The sequence below is a fragment of the Streptomyces sp. NPDC059582 genome (assembly GCF_042735715.1).
Classification (GTDB): Bacteria; Actinomycetota; Actinomycetes; order Streptomycetales; family Streptomycetaceae; genus Streptomyces.
In genome coordinates, this window is the sequence record NZ_JBHWCC010000014.1 from 138,080 (window position 1) to 164,410 (window position 26,331).

A 26,331-nucleotide genomic window follows, 5' to 3' on the forward strand; every position below is an offset into this window, starting at 1 on the left:
CTGCATGGCGCCCAAGACGGAGGCGTGCCTGCGGGCCGTGCGCGCCGGTGTGGGCGCGTCCGGGTGCTCGACGGCCGCGTTTCGCACGCCCTCCTGGACGGTCTGTCCGGCGCGGCGGGGACCGGCACGACGATCCTGCCGGACGCGACCGGACAGCCGCCCGCGCGCGGCGGGGGATGGTCGACGGGGCGCCCGTGCGACCGCCCCGGACCCGGGACGTGCGGCGCGCTCAGTCCGCGGCCCGCGTCGCCGCCTCCAGGGAGGGCGCCGCGTGGTGGCGCCCTATCGGTATCACCAGCGGGGTGTCGCTGACCGGGTCCGTCGTGATCCGGCAGTTGAGGTCGAAGACGTCCTCCACCGTTTCGACGGTGATGACCTCGGCCGGGGTGCCCTGGGCCGCGATCCGTCCGGACTTCATGGCGACGACGTGGTCGGCGTAGCGGCAGGCCTGGTTGAGATCGTGCAGCACCATCACGACGGTGCGGTTCTCCCGCCGGTTGAGGTCGGTGATCAGGTCCAGCACGTCGATCTGGTGCGCCAGGTCGAGATACGTCGTCGGCTCGTCCAGGAGCAGCACCTCGGTGCCCTGCGCGACCGCCATGGCGATCCAGGCGCGCTGGCGCTGTCCGCCGGAGAGCTCGTCGACCGGCCGATCCGCGAGGCCGGTCATCCCGGTGGCGGCCAAGGCCTGCTTCACGGCCTGCTCGTCGGCCCGCGACCACTGCCGCCACCAGGTCTGGTGCGGTGAGCGGCCGCGGTTGACCAGGTCGACGACGGTCAGTCCCTCGGGCGCGACCGGGCTCTGCGGCAGGATGCCCAGGCGTTGGGCGAGTTCCCTGGACGGCAGCGAGTGCAGTGCCCGGCCGTCCAGTTGGACGGTGCCCGCCCGCGGGGTGAGCAGCCGGGCCAGGGCGCGCAGCAGGGTGGACTTGCCGCACGCGTTGGCGCCGACGATGGCGGTGATCCGGCCCGGCGGGACGACCAGGTCCAGGCCGTCCACCACCAGCCGGCTGTCGTAGGCCAGTCGCAGGCCGCTCGCCCGCAGGTCCGGGCCGGCGGCCGGCCCGCGGTCGGTCGGATCGGTCGGGTCAGCCGTCAAGGGATCAGCCGACAGGGGATCAGCCGACATGGGATCAACCTCCTGAACCCGCGCGGTTGGCGCGGACGAGCAGCCAGAGCAGGATCGGCGCGCCGAGGACGCCGGTGACGATTCCGACCGGCAGTTCCGTGCCGGAGACGAGCGTGCGGGCGATGAGGTCGCTGCCCAGGACCACCACGGCCCCGGTGAACCCCGAGGCGACGGTGGGCGGCCAGGCGGTGCGCGCCAGCCGTTGGGCGATCTGCGGGGCGGCCAGCGCCACGAAGGCGACGGGACCGGCCGCCGCGGTGGCGAAGGCGATCAGCCCCACCCCGGTGAGCAGGATGGCGAGCCGTACGGGCTGCACCCGGGTGCCGAGGCCGGTGGCGACGTCGTCGCCCAGCTGGAGGGTGCGCAGCAGCCGGCCGAGCAGCAGCGCCGTCGGCAGCAGGACCAGCAGGGCGACGGCGAGCGGCCGGGTCTCGCCCCAGGTACGGCCGTTGAGGTTGCCCACCAGCCAGCCGAGGGCGGCCTGCGCCTCGAACCGTCCGCCCTTGGCCATCAGGTAGTCGGTGGCGCTGGCGCACATCCAGGACACCCCGATGCCGACCAGGATGATCCGGTAGCCGGTGGTGCCGTGCCGCCAGGCCAGGACGTAGACGAGCAGCGCCGAGGCCAGCGCGCCGAACAGTCCGAGGGTCTGGGTGCCCAGGCCCGCGTCCCAGCCGAGGACGAGTCCCGCGACCACGGCGGTGCCGGCCCCCTGGGTGAGGCCGATCATGTCCGGGCTGGCCAGCGGATTGCGGGTCATGGTCTGGAACAGCGCGCCGGAGACACCGAAGGCGATCCCGGCCAGAAGTCCGACGAGGGCGCGCGGCAGCCGCAGGTCCTGCACGACCAGTACGGTGCCGGGGTCGCCGGCGCCGCCCAGGGCCCGTACGACGTCGGTGAACGAGATCGGGTAGTCGCCGATCGTCAGGCCCCAGCAGAACAGCAGGAAGGCGCCGGCGCCGAGTACCAGGCACAGTGCCACCAGCCGGGGTCGCAACATCCCGGATACGGGCGGCACGGTCAGCTGGTAGGCACGGAAGGAGGAGGGGAGGTGCGGCACGGGTGAACCGGCGGCGTCCGCGGGCGACTTCGCCGTGTCCGCGGCGGAGAGGGAGTCGGGCACGGCTACACCTCCGCCAGGCGCCGGCGGCGGACCAGCGCGATGAAGAACGGGCCGCCGATGAAGGCGACGACGACCCCCGCCTGGACCTCGGTGGGCCGGGCGACGATCCGGCCGACGATGTCCGCGGTGAGCAGCAGGCAGGGGGCGAGCGCGGCCGACAGCGGCAGCAGCCAGCGGTGGTCCGGGCCGATGCCGGCGGCCCGGGCCAGCACCCGGGCGATGTGCGGGACGACCAGTCCGATGAAGACGACCGGGCCGATGACCGCGACCGCCGCGCCGGTGAGCAGGGTGATCGCGGTGACGCCCTGGAGCCGGACCAGGCCCAGCCGCCGGCCGAGCGAGGCCGCCACGTCGTCGCCCAGGGCCAGGCTGTTGAGTGCCGGGGCGCAGGCCAGGGCCAGTACGGTGCCGACGGCGAGGAAGGGCAGGATCCGCAGGACCGTGGCGCCGTCCTGGTCGGCCATCGATCCCGCCGACCAGAAGCGGAAGCGGTCCAGCGCGTCCGGATCGGTGAGCGCGATCGCGCTGGTGAGGGAGGACAGCATCGAGGTCACCGCGACGCCCGCCAGCGCCAGTTTGACCGGGGTCGGACCGGAGCGCCCCAGCCTGCCGAGGAGGTAGACGAGCACGCTCGCCGCGAGGGCGCCCGCGAAGGCGAACCAGACGTATCCGTGGAAGGAGCCGAGCCCCAGCACCCCCACGGCCAGCACGATGGCGAACGAGGCGCCGGCGCTCACCCCGAGCACCCCGGGATCGGCGAGCGGATTACGTGTCAGTGCCTGCATGAGCGCGCCGGACAGCCCGAGGGCCGCCCCGGCGGTGAGGCCCAGCGCGGTGCGGGGCACGCGTGCCGTCCAGACGATGTTCTCCACGAGCCTGCTCGGCGGACGGCCCAACAGCGCCCGTAGCACCTGGTCCAGTGGGATCCCGGCCGCGCCCACCGCGATCGACAGCAGGCAGAGCCCGATCAGGGCGGCGCTCAGCAGCGCCACGAGGAGGACCGGGCGGACCCGCTTGCCCCCGGTCACCGTGCGGTCTCCAACAGCCAACTCCCTTAGGTTAGGCAGACCTTAATCGTAGTGGGCGAGATGGCGCGCGCCGAGACCAGGGGCTTTTGGTTAGGTAATCCTTACCTTAGTATGACCGCGATCCTCCGGCTGAGCCGGTTCCGCGCATTCGGGAGGCACGGTCACCTGTGTCCGGCATCGAAGAACGTGTATCCGGTCTCGACGAGGGCGCGGCGGCGGAGTACTGGCGCCGCCGGCTCGATCCGCTGCCCCAAGAGGTGGCCCTGCCGGCCGACTTCCCGTATCCGGCCGGGCCGGCCGGAGAGCGGCGGACCCTGAGTCGCGCACTGGACCGCACGGCCGACGAGGCGACCCTGCTGGCGGCGTACGTGGCGCTGCTGCACCGCTACGCAGGCGCCCGCGACATCACCGTCGGGTACGAGGGGCTGCCGCTCAGGGTCGCGCTGGACGGCGGTACCGGATTCGCGGAACTGGTGCGCAGGGTGGCCGAGGCGGTCGCGGAAGCGCGGGCGCACCGGGTCGAACCGGACGTGCTGGCCGCCCGGTTGCGGCCGGAGCCCACCCGCGGCGGCGGCCTCTTCTTCAACACCTCGCTGCACACCGGGTCCGAAAGCGGCACACGGGCACCGCTGGACCTGACGCTCGAAGTCGGCCCGACCGAAATGCGGGTGACCTACCGTCGGGACCTCTTCGAGACCGCGACCGCGCGGCGGACCGCGGACCACTACGCCACCCTCCTGGCCGACGCCCTGGCCCGGCCGCACGCCCCCGTCGGCGAACTGGAGCTGCTCGGCGCCGAGGAACGCCACCGCATCCTGAAGGAGTGGAACGACACCGACCACACCGTTCCCCCGCGCACCTGGCCCGAGATGTTCGCCGCACAGGTGCGCCTGCGGCCGGAGGCCGTCGCGCTGGTCTTCGAGGACACCCGGCTGACGTACGCCGAACTCGACGAGCGCGCCAACCGGCTGGCCCACGCCCTGATCGCGCGGGGCGCCGGACCCGAACGGGTCGTGGCCCTCGCGATGCCCCGCTCGGCCGAACTGATCGTCGCCGAGGTCGCCGTGCTGAAATCGGGCGCCGCCTACCTCCCGGTCGACACCGACTACCCGACCGACCGCATCTCCCACATGCTGGCCGACGCCACCCCCGCCTGCCTGATCACCACGGCCGAGCTGGCCGCCGACATCCCCCCGTGCGACGGCATGGACCTGGTGGTCCTGGACGCGCCCGACACCGTACGGGAGTTGGCGGTCCGCCCCGGCCACGACCCGGGCGCCGCCGACCGCGGTCCGCTGTCGGTCGCGGGCGCCGCCTACGTGATCTACACCTCCGGCTCCACCGGCCGCCCCAAGGGCGTGGTGCTCTCCCACGCCGGTGTCGCGGGGCTGGTCGCCACCCAGACCGAGCGGTTCGGTGTCGGACCGCACAGCAGGGTGCTCCAGTTCGCCTCACCGAGCTTCGACGTCGCCTTCTGGGACCTGTGTCTCGGCCTGCTCTCCGGCGGCCGGCTCGTCGTCGTGCCCACCGAACTGCGCGTGCCCGGCACCCTGCTCGCCGACTTCGCCCACGCGCACGGCATCACCTTCATGATCCTCCCCCCGGCCCTGCTCGCCGCGATGCCCGAGGACGTCGAACTGCCGCCCGCCACCCTGCTGGCCGGCACCGAGCGGGTCTCGCCCGAACTGGTCGGCCGCTACGCCCGCGGCCGGATGATGTTCAACGCGTACGGCCCCACCGAGGCCACCACCAACTCCACCCTCGGTCTGTGCGACCCCGACACCCCCGCGGGCACCGTCGTGCCCATCGGCGTCCCCGACCCCGGCACCCGCGGCTACGTCCTCGACGGTCGTCTGAAGCCGGTGCCGACAGGCGTGCCGGGCGAGTTGTACCTCGGCGGCGCCGGACTGGCCCGCGGCTACCTCGGGCGGCCCGACCTGACCGCCGAGCGTTTCGTCGCCGACCCGTTCGGCGAACCCGGCGAGCGGCTGTACCGGACCGGCGACCTGGTGCGCTGGAAGGCCGACGGACGCCTGGAGTTCCTCGGCCGGGCCGACGCCCAGGTGAAGATCCGCGGCTTCCGTATCGAGCCCGGCGAGATCGAGTCCGTCCTGCGCGGGCATCCGGCCGTCGACCAGGCGGCGGTCGTGATCCGCGAGGACCGCCCCGGCGAGCGCAGGCTCGCCGCCTATGTCGTCCCCTCGCTGGAGAACTCGGCGGAACGGGACGCCGCCGAGCAGGTCCAGGAGTGGAAGGACCTCCACGAACTGCTCTACGCCGCCGCGGGTGCCGAAGGCCGGCGGGAGGACTCCCGCGGCTTCCGGGAGAACTTCGCGGGCTGGAACAGCATGTACGACGGCCTGCCCATCCCCGTGCAGGAGATGCGGGAGTGGCGCGAGGCCACGGTCGCCCGCATCGAGGAACTCGCACCCCGCCGGGTCCTGGAGATCGGCGTCGGCAGCGGCCTGATCCTCTCCCGCCTCGCACCCGGCTGCGAGACGTACTGGGGCACCGACCTCGCCGAGGAAGCGGTGCGCGCCCTCCGGGCCCAGGTGGAGTCCGTGGACGGGCTCGCCGACCGGGTCCGGCTCAGCGTCCGGCCCGCCCACGACACCACCGGCCTGCCCCGGGGCCACTTCGACACCGTCGTCCTCAACTCCGTCGCCCAGTACTTCCCCGGCGCCGACTACCTCGCCGAGGTGCTGCGCGCCGCCGGGGAACTGCTCGCCCCCGGCGGCAGCCTGTTCGTCGGCGACGTGCGCAACGCCCGTCTGCTGCGCTGCCTGCGCACAGCCGTGGAGACCCGCCGGGCCACCGACCCACAGGACAAACAGGCCTTGCGCACCGCCGTGGAGCGGTCGCTGGCGTGGGAGGGTGAACTGCTCCTCGACCCCGACTTCTTCGCCACGCTGGACGGCTTCGACGCCGATGTCCGCGTCAAGCGCGGCAGCCACCACAACGAGCTGACCCGCTACCGCTACGACGTGGTGCTCCGCAAGCGCGCCGACCGCGACACCCCGGTCGCGGACACCGGCGTACCGCACGTCGTCCCCTGGACCGCGCTGGCCGGCCTCGACACCCTCGACGCGCTGCTCGCCGACTGCCACGCCCCGCTGCGCGTCACGGCCGTACCCAACGCCCGTCTGGCGGAGGACCTCGCCGCACTGACGACCCTCGACGACAGCAGCCGCACCCCGGCACCCACCGACGCCCCGGACCCCGAGGCGTTCCACGCGCTCGGCGCCCGGCACGGGCACCGGGTCGCCGTCACCTGGAACGGCGCCGCCGACGACGGCGGCCTCGACGTGCTCTACACCCTCGGCGAGCCGCCGCACGCCGGACTCTACGAGGCGAACGGCACCGTCCCGAAGGCCAACCGGCCGGCCCCCTTCCGCGACGTGACCGCCCTGATGAAGTCCCTGCGCGCCTACGCTGCCGAGCGGCTGCCCGAGTACATGGTCCCCGCGGCCGTCGTCCCCCTCGACCGCCTCCCGGTCACCCCCAGCGGCAAGCTCGACGCCGCCGCGCTGCCCGCACCCGACTACGCCGCCCTCAGCTCCGGCCGCCCGCCCCGCGACGCCCGCGAAGAGCTGCTGTGCGCGGCCTGCGCCGAGGTGCTGAGCCTGCGCTCGGTCACCATCGACGACGACTTCTTCGCCCTCGGCGGCGACAGCATCACCGCCATCCAGCTCCTCGTACGGGCCCGCAGGGCCGGACTGCGCCTCAGCTCCCGAGACGTGTTCCGGCACCGCACGGTCGCCGCGCTCGCCGAGGCCGCCGCCGAGGCGGCCGACCCGTCCGGCACCGAGGACGACACCCCCCTGCTGCGGCTGACCGACGCCGAACGCGCCGAACTCCAGGGCGGACACCCGCTCACCGTCGAGGATCTGACACCCCTGAGCCCGCTCCAGGAGGGCTTCTACTTCCACTCCGTGGTGGACGGCTCGGACCACGACGCCTACGTCGTCCAGCAGGCCCTGGAACTGTCCGGGCCGGTCGACGCCGTGGCCCTGCGCCGGGCCGCCCAGCGCGTCCTGGACCGGCACGCGCCGCTGCGCTCCTGCTTCCGCCCGCTCGGCGACGGCCGGCCGGTACAGATCGTGGCCGCGGGAGTGGAACTGCCCTGGCGCGAGGTCGACCTCCGTGCCCAGGACGCAGAGGTCGGCGCGCAGTTCGCCGACGCCGCGGCCGCCGACGAGCGCGCCCGCCGCTTCGACCTCGCCAGGCCGCCGCTGATGCGCTGCGCGCTCGTGCGTCTCACCGGGAACCGCAGCCGGCTGCTGCTGACCTTTCATCACATCGTCGCTGACGGCTGGTCGCTGCCCGTGCTGCACCGCGAGCTCATGGCGTGCTACGGGGACACCCCGGCCGCCCTGCCCGAGGTCACGCCGTACCGCTCGTATCTGCGCAGCCTGGCCGCGGCCGACCGGGGGACCGCCCGGGCGGCCTGGCGCACCGCCCTGGCCGGACTGGAGGAGCCCACCCGGCTGGTCGGGACGCCCGCCGACGGCACACCGATCGAGCCCGCGCAGGTCCGCGTCGAACTGTCCGAGCAGACCACCGCCCGGCTGGCGGCCCGCGCCCGTGAGCTGGGTGTCACCCTCGGCACGGTCGTGCAGAGCGCCTGGGGCCTGTTGCTCGGGCGGCTGACCGGCCGGCAGGACGTGGTGTTCGGCACCACCGTCTCCGGCCGGGACGCCGAGGTCGAGGGCATCGAGTCGATGATCGGCCTCTTCATCAACACCCTGCCCACCAGGTTCCGTTGGGAGTCCGCCGACACGCTCGGCGAGCTGCTCGTCCGGCTCCAGGACGAACAGGCCCGGCTGCTGGACCACCAGCACCTCGGACTCGCCGAGCTCCAGCGCGTCGCCGGACTCGCGGGCAGCGGCGAACTCTTCGACACCCTGGTCGTCTTCGAGAACTACCCGGCCGCGCCCGGCCTCGCCGACGACTGTGGCACGGTCCGCCTCACCGGCCACGAGTTCCACGACGCCGTCCACTACCCGCTCGCGATCGTCGTGAAGCCCGGCCGCCGGCTGGATCTGCGGCTCAAGCACCACGCCCAGCGTCTCGACGCCCCGGCCGTACGCCGGATCGCCGACCGGCTCGCCCGCATCCTGAACGCCTTGGCGACCGACCCCGGACAGACCGCCGCCGGGCTCGAACTGCTCTCGGCGGAGGAACTGGCCGACGCCCACCCGGCGGGCGCGCGCGTCGAGGTGGCGGAGACCACCCTCGCCGCCTCCTTCGAGGCGCAGGTCGCCCGCACCCCCGACGCCCTCGCGGTCGTCCACGGGGAAGAGGCCCTCACCTACCGCGAACTCGACGTCCGAGCAGCCCAGTTGGCGCACCGGCTGCGTTCCCGGGGCGCCGGGCCGGGTACGGTCGTCGCGGTCGCCGTCCCGCGCTCGGCCGACCTCATGGTCGCCCTGCTCGGCGTGCTGAAGTCCGGCGCGGCCTACCTCCCCGTCGACCTGGACCACCCCGCCGACCGGGTCACCCACATGCTCACCGACTCGGCCGCGACGACGGTCGTCACCACCGCCGCCACCGCTCCACGACTGCCGTCGGTGCGCGACCTCACCGCGCTCCTCCTGGACACCCCGTCCGACGCGGAGCCCGTCGGCCCGTCGTCCCCCGTCGGCCCGTCGGCCCCCGGCGACCCCGACGACCCGGCCTACCTGATCTACACCTCCGGCTCCACCGGCCGCCCCAAGGGTGTCGTCGTCACCCACCGCGCCATCGTCAACCGGCTCGCCTGGATGCAGGGCCAGTACGGGCTGACCGCCGACGACCGGGTGCTCCAGAAGACACCGGCCGCCTTCGACGTCAGCGTCTGGGAGTTCTTCTGGGCCCTGCGCGAGGGCGCGTGCGTCGTGCTCGCCCGCCCCGACGGACACCGCGACCCGGCCTATCTGGCCGACCTGATCCGCGCACGGCGGGTCACCACACTGCACTTCGTGCCCTCGATGCTGGAGGCCTTCCTCCAGGCCGAGGAGATCACCGCCGACCCCGCCTGGGCGGCCTCCCTGCGCCGCGTCTTCAGCAGCGGCGAGGCGCTGCCCGCCGCGGCCGCCGCCCGCTGGCACGAGCTGACCGGCGTGCCCCTGCACAACCTCTACGGCCCCACCGAAGCCGCGGTCGACGTCACCCACCACCTCTACGACGGCACCTCGGGCAGCTCTGGCACCTCGGGCACTCCCGGCATCCTCGACATCTCTGGCCCCCCTGGCACCACGGTCCCCATCGGCCGTCCGGTCTGGAACACCGGCCTGCGCGTCCTCGACCCCTGCCTGCGTCCGGCCCCCGAAGGGGTCCCCGGCGAGCTGTACCTGACGGGGGTCCAGCTGGCCCGCGGTTACCACGCCCGCCCCGGTCTGACCGCCGAACGGTTCGTCGCCGACCCCTACGGCGACCCCGGCACGCGCATGTACCGCACCGGCGACCTGGTGCGCCGCCGCGCCGACGGTGTCATCGAGTACCTGGGCCGCACCGACCGCCAGGTCAAGATCCGCGGCAACCGCGTCGAACTCGGCGAGATCGAGGCCGCGTTGACCCGGCAGCCCGCGGTGGCGCAGGCCGCCGTCACCGTCGTGGGCGGCGCCCTCGTCGCCTACGCCGTCCCCGCCCGCGGTGCCGCGCTCGAACCCGGCGAAGTCCTGGCCACGCTCGCCGAGTCGCTGCCCGCGCCCATGGTGCCCGGCGCCTGTGTCGTCCTGGACGCCTTGCCGCTGACGCCCAACGGCAAGCTCGACCGGGCCGCGCTGCCCGCCCCGCGGACGGTACGGGCTGAGACGCGTGCCCCGCGGAACGAGCGCGAGCGGACCCTCACCGAGATCTTCGCCGCGGTCCTGAGACTCGCCGAGGTCGGCGTCGACGACGACTTCTTCATGCTCGGCGGCGACAGCATCACCTCCATCGGCGTCTCCAGCCGCGCCCGCCGCGCCGGCCTGGAACTGAACCCCCGTGACGTCTTCGAGCACCGCACCCCGGCAGCCCTCGCCGCCGCTGCCGTCAGCGTCGCGCCGACCCGTGCCCTCACCTCGGCCTTCGCCCTCACCGCCGAGGAGACCGAGCGCGTCCACCGGCTCAGCCCCGGCCCCGTCGAGGACATCTGGCCGCTGGCCCCGCTCCAGGAAGGCCTGTTCTTCCATTCCACGTACGACGACAGCGCCCTGGACGTCTACACCGTCCACGAGTCCTTCGACTTCGCCACCCCGCTCGACGCGGACCGGCTGCGCACGGCCGCCCGGGTGCTGCTTGCGCGCAACCCCGGCCTGCGCGCCGGGTTCACCAGCGAGGGGCTGCGCCAGCCGGTCCAGTTCATCGTCCGCGACCCGGAGATCCCGCTCGAAGAGGTCGACCTGTCGACCCTGTCCGCCGCCGAACAGAACGCGCGGCTGGTCGAGTTGATGGACGCGGAACGCACCCGGCGCTTCGAGCTGACCCGCCCGCTGCTCTTCCGCATGCTGATCGTCCGGCTCGGCGCCGAGCGCGGCGACCGTCTGGTCGTCGGCCGCCATCTGCTGCTGTGGGACGGCTGGTCCGCCTGGATCTTCCTGGACCAGCTCTTCGCCCTGTACGAGTCCGGCGGTGACGCCGTCGCGCTGCCCGCGCCGGGCTCGTACCGGGACTACCTGACCTGGCTGGAGGTCCAGGACACCGAGGTCGCCACCGGCGTCTGGCGCGCCGCCCTCGCGGGTCTGCAGGAGCCCACCCTCCTGGCCGCCGCCGACCAGGGCCTGGAACCGGACATCCCCGAGCGGCTCGACGCGACCCTCCCGGCGGCACTGGGCGAGCGGCTGCGCGACGCGGCGCGACGGCACGGCCTGACCCTCAACTCGGTGCTCACCGCCGCCTGGGGCCTGACCCTGGCCAGTGCGACCGGCCGTACAGACGTCGTCTTCGGCACCACCGTCGCGGGGCGGCCGAGCGAGGTGCCCGACATCGAGCACGTCATCGGCATGTTCCTCAACACCGTCCCCGCCCGGATCGCCTACGACCCGGCCGAGCCGGTCCTCGACCTGCTGCGCCGCGTCCAGGACGAACGGCTCGCCGTGATGCCGTACGAGTACCTGGGCCTGGGCGTCCTCCAGGCCGAGACCGGCCACCGGCGGCTCTTCGACACCCTGTTCGTGCTGCGCAACAGCGACACCGAGGAGCGGCTCGCCGAACTCGCCGAGCGGCACGGCGCCACCGCCGTCGCCAATGTCGACGCCACCCACTACCCGGTGAACCTCGTCGTCACGCCGGGGCAGCGCATCCAGGTCATGCTGGCCCACCGGTCCGACGTCGTCGACCGCCCGCGGGCCGAAGCCCTCCTCGACCGCTTCACCCTGCTGCTGGAACGCCTCGGCGACGACCTGACCGCCCCGGTGGGCCGTCTCGACCCGCTGCTGCCCGCCGAACGCGCGGAGCTGGCCCGCGAACGGGCCGCGAGCCAGGTCGGCGACCCCGAGGACACCATCGCCGACCTGCTCACCGGCCAGGCCGCGGCCACCCCCGACGCCACCGCTCTCGTCTTCGGCGACACCACCCTCACCTACGCCGAACTCGACACGCGTATCAACCGTGTGGCCCGGCTCCTGCTGGCCCGGGGCGCCGGGCCCGAGCGGATCGTCGCCCTCGGCCTGCCCCGCTCCATCGACATGGTCGTCGCCCTGTTCGCCGTGCTGCGTACCGGTGCGGCCTACCTGCCGCTCGAACTGGACTACCCGGACGACCGGCTCGCGACGATGCTCGACGACGCCCGCCCGGCCCTGCTGCTCTGCACCCGCGCCGTCTCGGCACGCCTGACACGAGCCGCCACCGCGACGCCCCGCCTCCTCCTCGACGATCCGGCCGTGACGGGCGAACTCGCCGCGCTCCCCGCCGATCCGCCGCGCCGGACCTTCAGCCTGGAGCACCCTGCGTACGTCATCTACACCTCCGGCTCCACCGGCCGCCCCAAGGGCGTCGTCACCCCGTACCGCGGTCTGACGAACATGCAGCTCAACCACCAGAAGGAGATCTTCGCTCCCGCCATCGCGGCGGCCGGCGGCCGGCGGCTGCGCATCGCGCACACCGTGTCCTTCGCCTTCGACATGTCGTGGGAGGAACTGCTCTGGCTGGTGGAGGGCCATGAGGTGCACATCTGCGACGAGGAGCTGCGGCGCGACGCCGAGGCCCTGGTCGCGTACTGCGAGACGCATCGCGTGGACGTCGTCAACGTGACCCCCACGTACGCCCATCTCCTCATGGAACAGGGCCTGTTGGAGGGCCACCGGCCGCCGCTGGTGCTGCTCGGCGGCGAGGCCGTCTCGGAGACGGTGTGGAACCGGCTGCGGGACACCGAGGGCACCTACGGCTACAACCTGTACGGCCCCACCGAGTACACGATCAACACCCTCGGCGGCGGCACCCTCGACAGCGCCACCCCGACCGTCGGCCGCCCGATCCGGGGCACCCGCGCCCACATCCTGGACGCCTGGCTGCGGCCGGTGCCCGAGGGCGTGCCCGGCGAGCTGTACATCGCCGGCATCGGACTGGCCCGCGGCTATCTCGACCGGCCCGGTCTGACCGCCGAACGCTTCGTCGCCGACCCGTTCGGGGCCCTCGGCGAGCGCATGTACCGCACCGGCGACCTCGTGCGCCGCAACGCCGACGGCAACCTGGACTTCCTCGGCCGCACCGACGACCAGGTCAAGGTCCGCGGCCACCGCGTCGAGCTCGGTGAGATCGAGACCGTGCTCAGCCGGCACCCCCGGGTCGCCCAGGCCGCCGTGATCGCCCGCGACGACCCCTCCGCCCCCGGTACCCGGCGACTGATCGGCTATGTCGTCCCCGCCGAACGCTCCGGCGAGGAAGCGCAGTCGGCCGCCCGTGAGCACGTCGGCGAATGGCAGGACGTCTACTCCGACGAGTACGAGCGGATCAGCACCGCCCTCTTCACCGAGGACTACGCGGGCTGGGACAGCAGCTACGACGGACAGCCCATCCCCTTCGAGGAGATGAGCGAGTGGCGGGAGCGGACCGTCGCCCGCATCCGCGAACTGCGCCCGCGCCGCGTCCTGGAGATCGGCGTCGGCTCCGGCCTACTGCTGTCGCGCCTCGCCCCGGAGGCCGAGGCGTACTGGGCGACCGACTTCGCCGCACCCGTGATCCGCAAGCTCGGCGAGGACCTGCGCCAGGATCCGCAGCTGGCCGCCAAGGTCGAGCTGCGCTGCCGTCCCGCCCACGACACCGACGGCCTGCCCGAGGACTACTTCGACACCGTCGTCCTCAACTCCGTCATCCAGTACTTCCCTGGCGTCGACTACCTCACCGAGGTCGTCCAGGGCGCCATGCGCCTGCTGAAGCCCGGCGGTGCGCTGTTCGTCGGCGACGTGCGCAACCTGCGGCTCGCCCGCACCTTCCACACCGCGGTCCAGCTCACCCGGGCGACAGCGGACGCCGACCCGGAGACCATCCGCAAGGCGGCCGAGCGCGGACTGCGGCTCGAGAAGGAACTCCTCGTCGACCCGGACTACTTCACCACCCTCGGCCACGGTGTCGACCTGCGCACCAAGCGCGGCCACCACCACAACGAGCTGTCCCGGCACCGCTACGACGCCGTCCTCTACCGCGAGGGCGCCGACCCCTTCGAGCTCGCCGACGCCCCGGAGCTGGCCTGGTCCTCCGGTGGCCTCGAAGAGCGGCTGCGCGAGCAGCGGCCGGAGCGGCTGCGCGTCACGGCAGTGCCCGACGCCCGCACCGCCGGGGAATTGGCCGCGCAGGACGCGCTGGACGCGGGCAGGGCCGTCGGCGTGGACGCCGGCGGAGCCGACGGGATCGGCGGACCGGACGTGCTCGGCGGGGGAGTGGACCCGGAGGAGCTGCACGCGCTCGGAGCCTCGCTCGGGTACCGCGTCCGCACCACCTGGTCGCGCGAACTCGGCCACTACGAAGCCGTGTTCAGCCGCGGCGACCGGGAGCCCCGGGTGACCGCCGGTCTCTACCGGACCGGCGGCGGCGAGCCTCCGTACGCCAACTCCCCGACGGCCGCCCGCGACACGGACGCGCTGGTCCGCCGGGTGCGCGAGGACCTCAAGACCCGCCTGCCCGACTACATGGTCCCGGCCGCCTTCGTCACCCTCGACCGGCTGCCCATGAACGACAACGGCAAGCTGGACGTCCGCGCGCTGCCCGACGCCGAACCGGCCGTCGCGCCGGGCACCGGCCGGGGTCCGCGCACCCCGCAGGAAGAGGTGCTCTGCCGGCTCTTCGCCGAGGTGCTGGGACTGCCGGAGGTCGGTGCCGAGGACGGCTTCTTCGACCTGGGCGGGCACTCCCTGCTCGCCACGCGGCTGATCAGCCGGGCCCGCACCGAACTCGGCGCCGAGCTGGCGATCCGCGACCTCTTCGAGGCTCCCACCCCCGAACTCCTGGCGGCCCGTGCGGACGGCGGGCGCCCCGCCCGCCCGGCTGTCACCCCCTTCCGCGACCGGCCCGAGCGCATCCCGCTCTCCGCGGCCCAGCGCCGGCTGTGGCTCGTGGAGCGGATCACCGGCGGCGGAGTCGCCTACAACTTCCCGCTGGTCCTCCGGCTGCGCGGCGGACTCGACCTCGTCGCGCTGCGAGCGGCCCTGCACGACGTCGTGGCGCGGCACGAGTCGCTCCGTACGGTCTTCGCCGAGCAGGACGGTGAGCCCTACCAGCGCATCCTTCCCGCGCACGAGGCGGAGTTCCCGTTCACGGTGACCGACCGGACGCAGGCGGAGCTGCCCGCCCTGATCGAGGCGGCCCAGCGCCACCCGTTCGACCTGGCGCGTCAACTTCCCCTACGCGTCGCGGTGTTCCGGCTGGCGGCGGACGACTGGGTGGTGGCCCTGGTACTGCACCACATCGTCACCGACGAGTGGTCCGACCGGCCGTTCCTGGCCGACCTGGACGCGGCCTACGCGGCCCGGATCTCCGGCACCGAGCCGGACCGCGCGCCGCTGCCCGTGCAGTACGCCGACTACACCCTCTGGCAGGCACAGCTCCTCGACCAGGTCGGCGCACGGCAGCTCGCGCACTGGACCGACACCCTGCGCGGCCTGCCCGAGGAACTCGCCCTGCCCCTGGACCGGCCGCGTCCCGCCGAGCCCACCGGACAGGGCGCCGTCCTGCGCCGGGAGCTGCCCACCGAGGTGGGCGCGGCACTGCGCGAACTGTCCGGGACGACCGGGACCAGCATGTTCATGCTGTTCCAGGCCGCCACGGCCGCGTTGCTGCACCGCCTCGGCGCGGGCGACGACATCCCGCTCGGCGCACCCATCGCGGGCCGCACGGACAGCGCCCTCGACGAACTCGTCGGCTTCTTCGTCAACACACTCGTGCTGCGCACCGACCTGTCCGGCCCGGACCTCACGTTCCGCCAACTCCTGTCCCGGGTCAGGGAGTCCGACCTGGTGGCCTTCGAGCACCAGGACCTGCCCTTCGACGCGGTCGTCGAGGCGGTCAACCCGGCGCGTGCGGCGGGCCGCAACCCGCTCTTCCAGGTCATGCTGGGCTACCACCACCGCCCCGACGGCGACCCGGACCTGCTGGGCCTGCCCACCGAGTGGTTCGACATGCACACCGGCACGGCCAAGTTCGACCTCGACTTCACCTTCGTCGACCAGGGCGCCGGGGGACGCGTCGCCCTGCTTCTGGAGTACGCCACCGACCTGCTGGACCCGGAGACCGCCGCGCTCGTGGTCGAACGGCTCCTGCTGTTGCTGCGACGCGCCGCCGACGCCCCGGACCTGCCGCTCGCCGCTCTCGACCTGCTCACGGAAGCCGAGCGCGCGGCGGCCACCGGCGCCTGGAACGACACCGCCCACCCGGTGGAGACCCGGGCGGTGCCCGAACTGTTCGCCGCCACGGCCGCGATGCACCCGCGACGCACCGCCCTGGTCACCGCCGCCGGGAGCCTGACCTTCGCCGAACTGTCCGCCCGCGTCGACGCCATCGCCGCCCTGCTGCTCGGACACGGCGCCGGCGAGGGCACGGTGGTGGCCCTGGTCCTGCCCCGGCGGGACATGCTTCCCGCCATCCTCGGCGTGCTCCGCGCGGGCGCCGCCTATCTGCCGCTCGACCCCGGACATCCGTCCCACCGACTGGAGTCCATGGTCGCCGACGCGGCACCGGTCTGCCTGCTCACCACCACCGCGCTGGCCGGCCGGCTGCCGGCGTCGGCCGGTGTCGAGCCGCTGCTCCTCGACGGACCGCTGCCGGCCGGGGACCGTCTGCCGTCGCGTACGTACCACCCCGAGGCCGCCGCCTACACCATCTACACCTCCGGCTCCACCGGCACCCCCAAGGGAGTGATCGGCACCCACCGCGGGCTGAGCAACCTCTTCGGCTCCCATCTGCGCGATCTGATCGGACCCGCCGTCGGGGACACCGGCCGGGAGGTCCTGCGGGCCGTCCACACGGCCTCGTTCAGCTTCGACGGGTCCTGGGACCCGCTGCTGTGGCTGCTCGCCGGACATGAGCTGCACATCGCCGACGAGGCCACCATGCTCGACCCGGCCGCGTTGCTCGACCTCCTGGACGACCGGGGCATCGACTACGTCGACCTCACCCCGACCTATCTGGGCGAGCTGCTCCACCACGGATTCCTCGCCCCCGGCGGCCGGGTCCCGGCCGTGCTCACGGTGGGCGGCGAGGCCACCCCGGCCGCACTGTGGAGACGGCTGACCGACCTGCCCGGCACGGCCGCGCACGACCTGTACGGACCCACCGAGTGCGCCGTCGACGCGTACGGCCGGCACGCCGGCGACACCGGACGCCCCGCCTGGGCCGCGCCGGTCGACAACATCCGCGTCCACGTCCTCGACGACCGGCTGCGCCCCACGCCCGTCGGCGTGCCCGGCGAGCTGTACCTCGCGGGCGAGGGACTGGCCCGCGGTTACCTGGGCCGCCCCGCGCTCACCGCCGAACGCTTCGTCGCCGACCCGTACGGTGCCCCCGGCGAGCGCATGTACCGCACCGGCGACCTCGCCAGGCGCCGCACCGACGGCACCCTGGAGTTCCTCGGCCGCACCGACGAACAGGTGAAGCTGCGCGGCTTCCGTATCGAACTCGGCGAGATCGAGTCCGCCGTCACCGCGCACCCGTCGGTCGCCGCGGCGGCCGTCCTCGTGCGCGAGGACACCCCTGGTGCGCGCCGGCTCGTCGCGTACGCGGTCCCCGCCGGGGCCGCCACCATCGACCCGGCGTCGCTGCGCGCCCACCTCGCGGCCACGCTGCCCGAGCACATGCTGCCCGCCGCCTTCGTCCCGCTCGACGCGCTGCCCCGCACGATCAGCGGCAAGCTGGACCGCGCCGCGCTGCCCGCACCGGACCCCGCGGCCACCCCCGGCGGCCGCCCGCCCCGCACCCTCCACGAGGAGGTGCTGTGCGAGCAGTTCGCCGCCGTACTGGGTGTGCACCGCGTCGGCGTCGACGACGACTTCTTCGCCCTCGGCGGCCACTCGCTGCTCGCGATGCGCCTCGTCAGCCGTGTCCGTACCGCCCTGGACGCCGAGGTGTCGCTGCGCACGGTCTTCGACGCGCCGACGGTGGCCCGGCTCGCCGCCCGCCTGGGCGAGGCACGCACGGCCGCCCGCCCCGCGCTCACCGCCGACCGGACCCGCCCCGCCCGGCTGCCCCTGTCCTCCGCCCAGCGCCGGCTGTGGCTGCTCCACCAGGTGGAGGGACCCACCCCCGTCTACAACATCCCCGCCGCCTGGCGGCTCACCGGCACGCTCGACCGCGCCGCGCTGGAAGCGGCGGTGGGCGACCTGGTCGCCCGGCACGCCACCCTGCGCACGGTCTTCCCCATGGACGCCGACGGCCTGCCGTACCAGCACGTCCTGGCACCGGAGCAGGCCCGGATCACGATCGCCACCGAGCCTGCCGGACGGCTGGCCGAGGCCGCCGCCCACGGCTTCGATCTGACGAGTGAACTGCCCTTGCGGGTCACCCTGTTCGAGACCGGCCGCCCGGACGAACACATCCTGCTGCTCCTGCTCCACCACATCGCCACCGACGAGTGGTCCGACCGGCCGCTCCTCGCCGACCTGGGCACGGCCTACGCGGCCCGCGCGGCCGGCCGCGCGCCCGACTGGCGACCGCTGCCCGCGACCTACGCCGACTACACCCTCTGGCAGGACGAGCTGCTGGCGCGGCGCGCCGACGAACTGCTCACCCACTGGACCGAACGACTGCGCGGGCTCCCCGAGGAACTCACACTGCCCACCGACCGGCCGCGTCCGCGCGAGTCCGGCCACGCGGGCGGCACCGTCGGCTTCACCATCACCCCGGACCTGCAGCGGTCGCTGCGCGACCTGGCCCGCGACGAGGGCGCCAGCATGTTCATGGTCGCCCAGGCCGCCGTCGCCGCACTGCTGCACCGGCTCGGCGCGGGCGACGACATCCCCCTCGGGGCGCCGGTCTCCGGACGCGGTGACGAGGCACTGGAGGACCTGGTCGGCTTCTTCGTCAACTCGCTGGTGCTGCGCACCGACCTGTCCGGCACCCCCGGCTTCGCCGAACTCCTGCGCCGGGTCCGTGAGAGCGACCTCGCGGCCTACGACCACCAGGACCTGCCTTTCGAACGGCTGGTCGAGGCCTTCAACCCGGAACGCTCTCTCGCCCGGCACCCGCTGTTCCAGGTGATGGTCGTCCACCTCGGCGACCCCGGCGGCACCCCCGACCTCCCGGGCCTGACGGCCCGGCGCGAACCGCTCGGACAGCGGAGCGCCAAGTTCGACCTGAGCTTCGACTTCATCGAGCAGGGCGAGGGGGAGGGCATCCAGGGCTGGATCGAGTACAGCGCCGACCTCTTCGACCACGGCACGGCCGAACTGCTTGCCCGCCGACTGGTCCGGCTGCTGGAACAGGTGGCCGGCGACCCGGCCCGGCCCGTACGCGATCTCGAAGTACTGGACGAGCGCGAGCGGCAACTGGTCGTCGAGCGGTGGAACGACACGGCCCACGACGTGGTGCCGACCACGCTGCCGGAGCTGTTCCGCGCGCAGGTGGCGCGGACACCCGACGCACCTGCCCTGGTCTTCGGCGAACAGTGCCTGACGTACGCGGAGTTGGACGCACGCGTCGAGCACACGGCGCGGGTGCTGGCGGGCCTGGGCGCGGGCCCGGAGCGCACGGTCGCCGTCGCGCTGCCGCGCTCGACGGATCTCGTCGTCGCTCTGCTCGCGGTGCAGCGTGCCGGTGCCGCCTATCTGCCGTTGGACGCCGACCAACCGCCGCGACGGCTCGCGTCCATGCTGGAGGACGCCCGACCGGTGTGTGTCGTCGAGGGCGGGCTGCCGGCCGGCCCGGAGGGCGAACTGCCCACCTCCTACGACCCGTCGAACCCCGCCTACGTCATCCACACGTCGGGTTCGACCGGCCGTCCCAAGGGCGTGGTGGTGCCGCACGAGGGCATCGTCAACCGGCTGCTGTGGATGCAGGACACGTACGGACTGAGCGCCGGGGACCGGGTGTTGCAGAAGACGCCGTCAAGTTTCGACGTGTCGGTGTGGGAGTTCTTCTGGCCGCTGATCACCGGGGCGACCCTGGTGGTCGCCCGGCCCGAGGGGCACAGGGATCCGGCGTATCTGGCCCGGCTGATCCGGGAACAGGGCATCACCACGGCACACTTCGTCCCCTCGATGCTCCGCGCGTTCCTGGACGAGCCCTCGGCCGCGCGCCGCACCGCGCTGCGCCGCGTGCTGTGCAGCGGCGAGGCCCTGCCCGCCGACCTCGTCGACCGCTTCCACACGCTGCTGCCGGCCGAACTGCACAATCTGTACGGGCCGACGGAGGCGTCCGTCGACGTCACGGCGATCCGGGTGACGCCCGGCGCGGGCACCGTCCCGATCGGCCGCCCGGTGTGGAACACCCGGCTGTACGTCCTGGACGGTGCGCTGCGGCCGGTTCCCCCGGGGGTGGCCGGAGAGCTCTACCTCGCGGGTGTCCAGCTCGCCCGCGGATACCTCGACCGGCCCGGGCTGTCGGCAGAGAGGTTCGTGGCGGACCCCTACGGCGCTCCCGGCTCACGGATGTACCGCACCGGCGACCTCGCCCGGTGGACCGACGTCGGCGTCGTCGAGTACCTCGGCCGTACCGACGACCAGGTCAAGATCCGTGGCTTGCGCGTCGAACCCGGCGAGATCGAAGCCGTCCTCGCCCGGCACGAGGCGGTGGCCCGCGTCTGCGTCGTCGCCCGTGCACAGCGGCTCGTCGCGTACGTCGTCCCGGCCCCGAACGCGGCGCCCGAGTCCGCGGCGCTGCGCGCCCACACGGCGGCCGTGCTGCCCGAGCACATGGTCCCGGCCGCCTTCGTCCCGCTCGACGCGCTGCCGCTCACCCCGAACGGCAAGCTCGACCGCAAGGCCCTGCCCGCCCCCGACTTCGCCGCCGAGACCACCGGCACCCTGCCCCGCACCGCGCGCGAGGAGGTGCTGTGCCGCCTGATCGCGGCCGTCCTGGGCCTGGAACGGGTCGGTGTCGAGGACGACTTCTTCACGCTCGGCGGTGACAGCATCGTCGCGATGCAGCTCGTCGCCCGGGTGCGCTCGGCCGGGCTGGCGATCAGCCCCCGCGACGTGTTCCGGCACAAGACGGCCGCCGGGCTGGCCGCCGTCGCCGGTGACCTGGACGGACGCGCGGGCACCTCGTCCGACGCCGACCTGTTCGCGGCGCGGACGGACGCCGAGCGCGCGGAGCTCGCCCGCCTCGGCGCCGTCGACGTCCTGCCGCTGTCGCCGCTCCAGGCGGGACTGCTGTTCCACGCCTCGTTCGACTCCGGCGCCGACGGCCCGGACGTCTACACCGTGCAGGTGTCGTACGACCTCGACGGCCCGCTCGACAGCGGGCGGCTGCGCCGTGCCGGTCAGGCGCTGCTCGACCGGCACGGCAACCTCCGGGCCGCCTTCCGCTATCTCGCCTCGGGCCGGCCGGTCGCCGTGGTGCCGCGTACGGCCGTGCTGCCCTGGCGACACGTCGACCTCTCGGACCTGGACGGCACCGCCCAGGAGGAGCGGTGGACCCGCTGTCTGACCCAGGAGCGGCGCCGGTTCGATCCGGCCGAACCGCCGCTGCTGCGCCTGATGCTGGTCAAAGTCGGAGCGGATCGGCACCGGCTGGTCCTCTCCCACCAGCACCTGCTGCTGGACGGCTGGTCGGTGCCGCAGCTGACCCGGGAGCTGTCCGACCTGTACGCGGGCAGGGAACTTCCGGCCCCGGCGCCGTACCGCGACTACCTGGCCTGGCTCGGCCGCCAGGACGCCGAGGTCTCCGCCGCCGCCTGGGCGGGCGCGCTGGACGGCCTGGCGGAGCCCACGCACCTCGTGCCCGCCGACCCCAACCGGACTCCGGCGGTGCCCGCGACCCGCACCACGCTGCTGACCCCGCGACTCACCGAGGCCCTGACGGCACTCGCCCGTTCGCGCGGTCTGACCGTCAACACCCTGGTCCAGGGCGCCTGGAGCATCGTGCTCGCCCGGCTCACCGGACGCACGGACGTCGTCTTCGGCGCGACCGTCGCCGGGCGGCCGCCGGACCTGAACGGTGTGGGGTCGATGATCGGCCTGTTCATCAACACCGTGCCCGTGCGGGTCCGGGTCGACGACCGGGAAACGCTGTCGGCGTTCCTCGACCGCCTCCAGGACGAGCAGTCGCAGTTGATCGCGCACCAGCACGTCGGACTCTCCGACATCCAACGGCAAGCCGGACTGGGCGAGTTGTTCGACACGCTCATCGTGTTCGAGTCCTACCCCGATGCGGGCGGACCCGGCCTCGGGGCCGACGACGGGCTGCGCACCGGGGTGCGCGACCACCGGGACTCGACGCACTATCCGTTCACCTGGGCCGTCGAGCCCGCCGAGCGGCTGACGCTCACCGCCGAGTACCGCGAGGACCTGTTCGACCGGCCCATGGTCGAGCGGATCTCCGCCGCGATGGTCCGGCTCTTCGAGGCGATGACCGCCGACACCGGGCAGCCGCTCGGCCGGGTCGACCTGCTCACCGCCGGGGACCGGCACACCGTCCTGGAGACCTGGAACGCCACCGCCCTGCCCGCCGCCCCCGGCGCGCCCACGACCGTTCCGGCGCTCTTCGAGGCACAGGTCGCCGAAGCCCCGGACGCGGTCGCCGTGGTCGCGGGACCCGCCGTGTGGACCTTCGCCGAGCTGAACGAGCGCGCCAACCGGCTCGCCGGGCTGCTCGGCGAGCACGGCGCGGGGCCCGAGACCGTGGTCGCCCTGTCGCTGCCGCGCACGGCGGACTTCATGCTGGCGATCCTCGCCGTCCTGAAGGCGGGCGCGGCCTATCTGCCCGTCGACGCCGACCTGCCCGCCGAGCGCGTCCTCGCCATGCTCGACGACGCCCGGCCCCGGTTCGTCCTCACCACCGTGGCACTCGCCGCGGACCTGCCCGACAGCGACGTACCGCGCCTGCTCCTGGACACGGACGAGACGGCCGTACGGCTGGCCGCACAGCCCGTCGCCGACCCGGCCGCCGGACCCGACCCGGACCACCCCGCGTACGTCATCTACACCTCCGGCTCCACCGGCCGCCCCAAGGGCGTGGTGGTGTGCCACCGCAGCGTGGTCAACCTCTTCCACAGCCACCGGCGCACGCTGCACGACCTCGCCAAGGAGACCACCGGACGGCGCCGGCTGCGGGTCGGGCATGCCTGGTCGTTCTCCTTCGACGCCTCCTGGCAGCCGCAGTTGTGGCTGCTCGACGGGCACGCCCTGCACATCCTGGACGACGAGACCCGGCGCGACCCGGAGCTGACCGCCGAGGCGATCAGGCGCCAGGGGCTCGACTTCATCGAGGTCACGCCGTCCTTCCTGGCCCAGATGGCCGACACTGGACTGATCAAGGACGGCAGCTGCCCGCTCGCGGTGGTCGGCGTCGGCGGCGAGGCCGTGCCGGACGCGCTGTGGAGCGAACTGGCCGCGCTGGAGTCCACCGCCGCGTTCAACCTATACGGGCCCACCGAGGCCACCGTCGACGCCCTGGCCGCCCGCGTCGGCGAGAGCGACCGCCCGCTGGTCGGCCGCCCGGTCGGCAACACCCGCGCCTACGTCCTGGACGCGGCCCTGCGGCCCGTACTGCTCGGCGTGACAGGCGAGTTGTACCTCGCGGGCGAGGGCCTGGCCCGCGGCTACCTCGGCCGGCCCGACCTCACCGCCGAGCGGTTCGTCGCCGACCCGTACGGCGCTCCCGGCACCCGCATGTACCGCACCGGCGACCTGGCCCGCTGGTGCGCGGACGGGCGGCTCGACTATCTCGGGCGCGCCGACGACCAGGTCAAGATCCGCGGCTTCCGCATCGAACTGGCTGAGATCGAAGCGGTGTTGGACCGGCACGCGGGAGTCGGACAGGTCGTGGTGGTGGCGCGCGAGGACCGGCCCCGGCTGAAGCAGCTGGCCGCCTACGTCGTGCCCGCCGACGGAGCCCCGGCTCCGGACCCGGCCGAACTGCGCGCCTTCGTGGCCGCCGCGCTGCCGGACTACATGGTCCCGGCCGCCGTACTGGTCCTGGCGGAGCTGCCGCTGCTGTCCAACGGCAAGCTCGACCGCAAGGCGCTGCCGGTGCCCGAGTTCACCCTCGCGGCGGGCGGCCGCAAGCCCGCCGACGACCTCGAACGGGCGCTGTGCGCGCACTTCGCCGAGGTGCTCGGCCTGCCCGAGATCGGCGCCGACGACGACTTCTTCACGCTCGGCGGCGACAGCATCGTCGCCATGCAGCTGGTGAGCCGGGCGCGTGCCGCCGGACTGCGGGTCACCCCGCGCCAGGTCTTCCAGCACCGCACGGTCGCCGCCCTGGCCGCCGTCGCCGTGCAGCTGGGCCCGGAGACGGCCGGCCCGGCGCACGACGACGGCTCGGGCATCGTGCCGCTGACGCCGATCATGCACGCGCTGCGGGAGCTGGGCGGCCCGATCGCGGCCTACCACCAGGCCGCCTTCGTCCAGACGCCCGCGGCCCTAGACCCGGCCGGACTGCACGCCGTACTCCAGGCGGTCACGGACCGGCACGATCTGCTGCGGGCGCGTCTGGCCCGTACCGGCCCCCCTGAGGGATGGTCGCTCCAGGTGCCGCCGCCCGGTCGGCTGGACGCGGCGTCCTGGCTGGTGCGGGTGGATGTGGCGGGCGCCGACGAGCCCGCGTTGCGGGCGACGGTCGCCGAGCACGCCGGCGCCGCGCAGGACCGACTCGACCCCGACGCGGGGCGGATGGTGCAGGGCGTCTGGTTCGACGCCGGCCGGGACGCGCCGGGGCGGTTGCTCCTGCTCGTCCACCACCTGGTCGTCGACGGTGTCTCCTGGCGCGTCCTGCTGCCCGACCTCGCCGCCGCCTGGCAGGAGGTCGCCGCCGGCCGGACCCCGGCGCTCGCCCCGGTCGACATGTCGTTCCGCCGTTGGTCGCGGCTGCTCGCCGAACGGGCCCAGGAACCGGCCCGGGAGGACGAACTGCCGCTGTGGACCGCGATCCTGGCCGACGCGGCCCCGCTCCCCGTGACCCGGCCGCTCGACCCGCGACTCGACGTCACCGCCACCTCGCGCAGCCTGTCCCTGACCCTGCCCGCGGACCACACGGCGCCGCTGCTCAGCCGGGTGCCGAGCGCGTTCGGCGCGACCGTCAACGACGTGCTGCTGACCGCCCTGGCGCTGGCCGTCGCCGACTGGCGCGGGCGGCGCACCGAGGGCGGCGAGGGCGGCGGAGTGCTGGTGGACCTGGAGGGGCACGGCCGCGAGGAGGAACTCGCGGGCAACGACGACCTGTCCCGCACGGTCGGCTGGTTCACCAGCGTCGTCCCCGTCCGGCTCGACCCCGGCGCCGTCGACCTGGCCGACGCCTTCGCGGGCGGAACGGCGCTCGACGAGGCGCTGGGACGCGTCCGGGAACACCTTGCCGCCCTCCCGTCGGCGGGCGTCGGTCACGGTCTGCTACGCCACCTCAACCCGGTCACCGGGCCCCGCCTCGCCCGACTCGACAGCCCCCAGATCGAGTTCAACTACATGGGCCGCTTCGGGGTCCCCGAGGCCACCGACTGGTCGTACGCCCCCGAGGACGACGCGGCGGACCTGGACGGCGACCCGGACATGCCCCTGTCCCACGCCCTGACCGTGAACTCCCTCACCGAGGACCTCCCCGGTGGTCCCCGCCTCACCGCCCACTGGACCTTCGCCCCCGGGGTGCTTCCCGAGGAGTCGGTCCAGGACCTGGCGCAGACCTGGTTCCGCGCGCTGCGCGCCCTGGTCGACCGGGCCGGGTCCACCCCGCGTTCGCACTGATCCCGACCGATCCCACCCACCCACCCCGGAGACGGAGCGGAACACCTGATGACGAACCCCTTCGAGAACCCCGACAGCCTCTACACCGTGCTCGTCAACGACGAGGGCCAGCACAGCCTGTGGCCCGACTTCGTCGACGTGCCGGCCGGCTGGAGCGTCGTGCACGGCCCCGCCGCGCGCCAGGAGTGCCTGGAGCACATCGAGACCAACTGGACCGACATGCGGCCCAAGAGCCTGGTGGAGCGCATGGAGCGGACCGGCTGAACCGAGCGATGCTGTGCACGAGACTGACCAACGCACGCTTCTTCACCCTGGATCCGGACCGCCCCGTGGCCCACGACCCCGGCATCCGGCGGGGCCGGATGGTCGGCCTGGACGATGCGGTCCTTCGGCGACGACTACGCCGCGATCACGGGCGCGCGGCGGGCGCCGTGGCTGTACCGGGGGAGGGGGTTCCTGGAGCACGGCATCACCCTGGTGGGCAGTTCCGACCGGCCGGTCACAGACGGATCGCCGCTGCGGGCCGTCCAGTTCATGGTCGAGCGTGCCTCCGCGTCGGGGCAGGTGATCGGGCCGGACGAGGGCGTCACGGTCGACGCGGCCCTGCGCGCGTACACCGTGGCAGGGGCTTTCGCCTGCCACGGGGAGGACAGCATCGGCAGCCTCACGCCGGGCAAGCGCGCCGATCTGGTCGTCCTCGGAGACGGCCCAACGGGGGACCCGCCCCGCGCTGCCCCGCCCACGACACGACGGTGCCCCCGCCGCGTGACC

General features: G+C 73.9%; 5 protein-coding genes and 1 pseudogene. 3 read left to right on the top strand and 3 right to left on the bottom strand.

The window, feature by feature from the left end; translation table 11 throughout:
* Nucleotides 1–229 precede the first annotated feature (229 nt).
* The 3 genes from ACFV0T_RS15335 to ACFV0T_RS15345 all read right to left on the bottom strand — a co-directional run bounded on the left by ACFV0T_RS15335 (nucleotide 230) and on the right by ACFV0T_RS15345 (nucleotide 3,280).
* Nucleotides 230–1,129: an ABC transporter ATP-binding protein gene (locus tag ACFV0T_RS15335; protein WP_385778572.1), complete on the bottom strand. Its 900-nt coding sequence runs from the start codon at nucleotides 1,127–1,129 to the stop codon at nucleotides 230–232.
* 4 nt (nucleotides 1,130–1,133) lie between these two features.
* The gene (locus ACFV0T_RS15340; RefSeq protein WP_385778588.1) at nucleotides 1,134–2,189 is read right to left on the bottom strand and encodes a FecCD family ABC transporter permease; all 1,056 of its coding nucleotides are present in this window, start codon (nucleotides 2,187–2,189) and stop codon (nucleotides 1,134–1,136) included.
* A gap of 65 nt (nucleotides 2,190–2,254) precedes the next feature.
* On the bottom strand, nucleotides 2,255–3,280 hold the full coding sequence (locus ACFV0T_RS15345) for a FecCD family ABC transporter permease (protein WP_385778590.1): 1,026 nt from the start codon (nucleotides 3,278–3,280) through the stop codon (nucleotides 2,255–2,257).
* A 167-nt stretch (nucleotides 3,281–3,447) separates the two neighbouring features.
* Between ACFV0T_RS15345 and ACFV0T_RS15350 the strand changes: the two genes are divergently transcribed.
* From ACFV0T_RS15350 to ACFV0T_RS15360, 3 genes and pseudogenes are all read left to right on the top strand, one after another.
* Nucleotides 3,448–25,560, top strand: coding sequence for a non-ribosomal peptide synthase/polyketide synthase (locus ACFV0T_RS15350; protein WP_385778574.1), 22,113 nt, complete (start codon nucleotides 3,448–3,450; stop codon nucleotides 25,558–25,560).
* A 48-nt stretch (nucleotides 25,561–25,608) separates the two neighbouring features.
* The gene (locus tag ACFV0T_RS15355; RefSeq protein WP_385778576.1) at nucleotides 25,609–25,824 is read left to right on the top strand and encodes an MbtH family protein; all 216 of its coding nucleotides are present in this window, start codon (nucleotides 25,609–25,611) and stop codon (nucleotides 25,822–25,824) included.
* Nucleotides 25,825–25,938: 114 nt separating this feature from the next.
* Nucleotides 25,939–26,331 (top strand): annotated as a pseudogene (locus tag ACFV0T_RS15360) (amidohydrolase family protein); the annotation flags it as partial.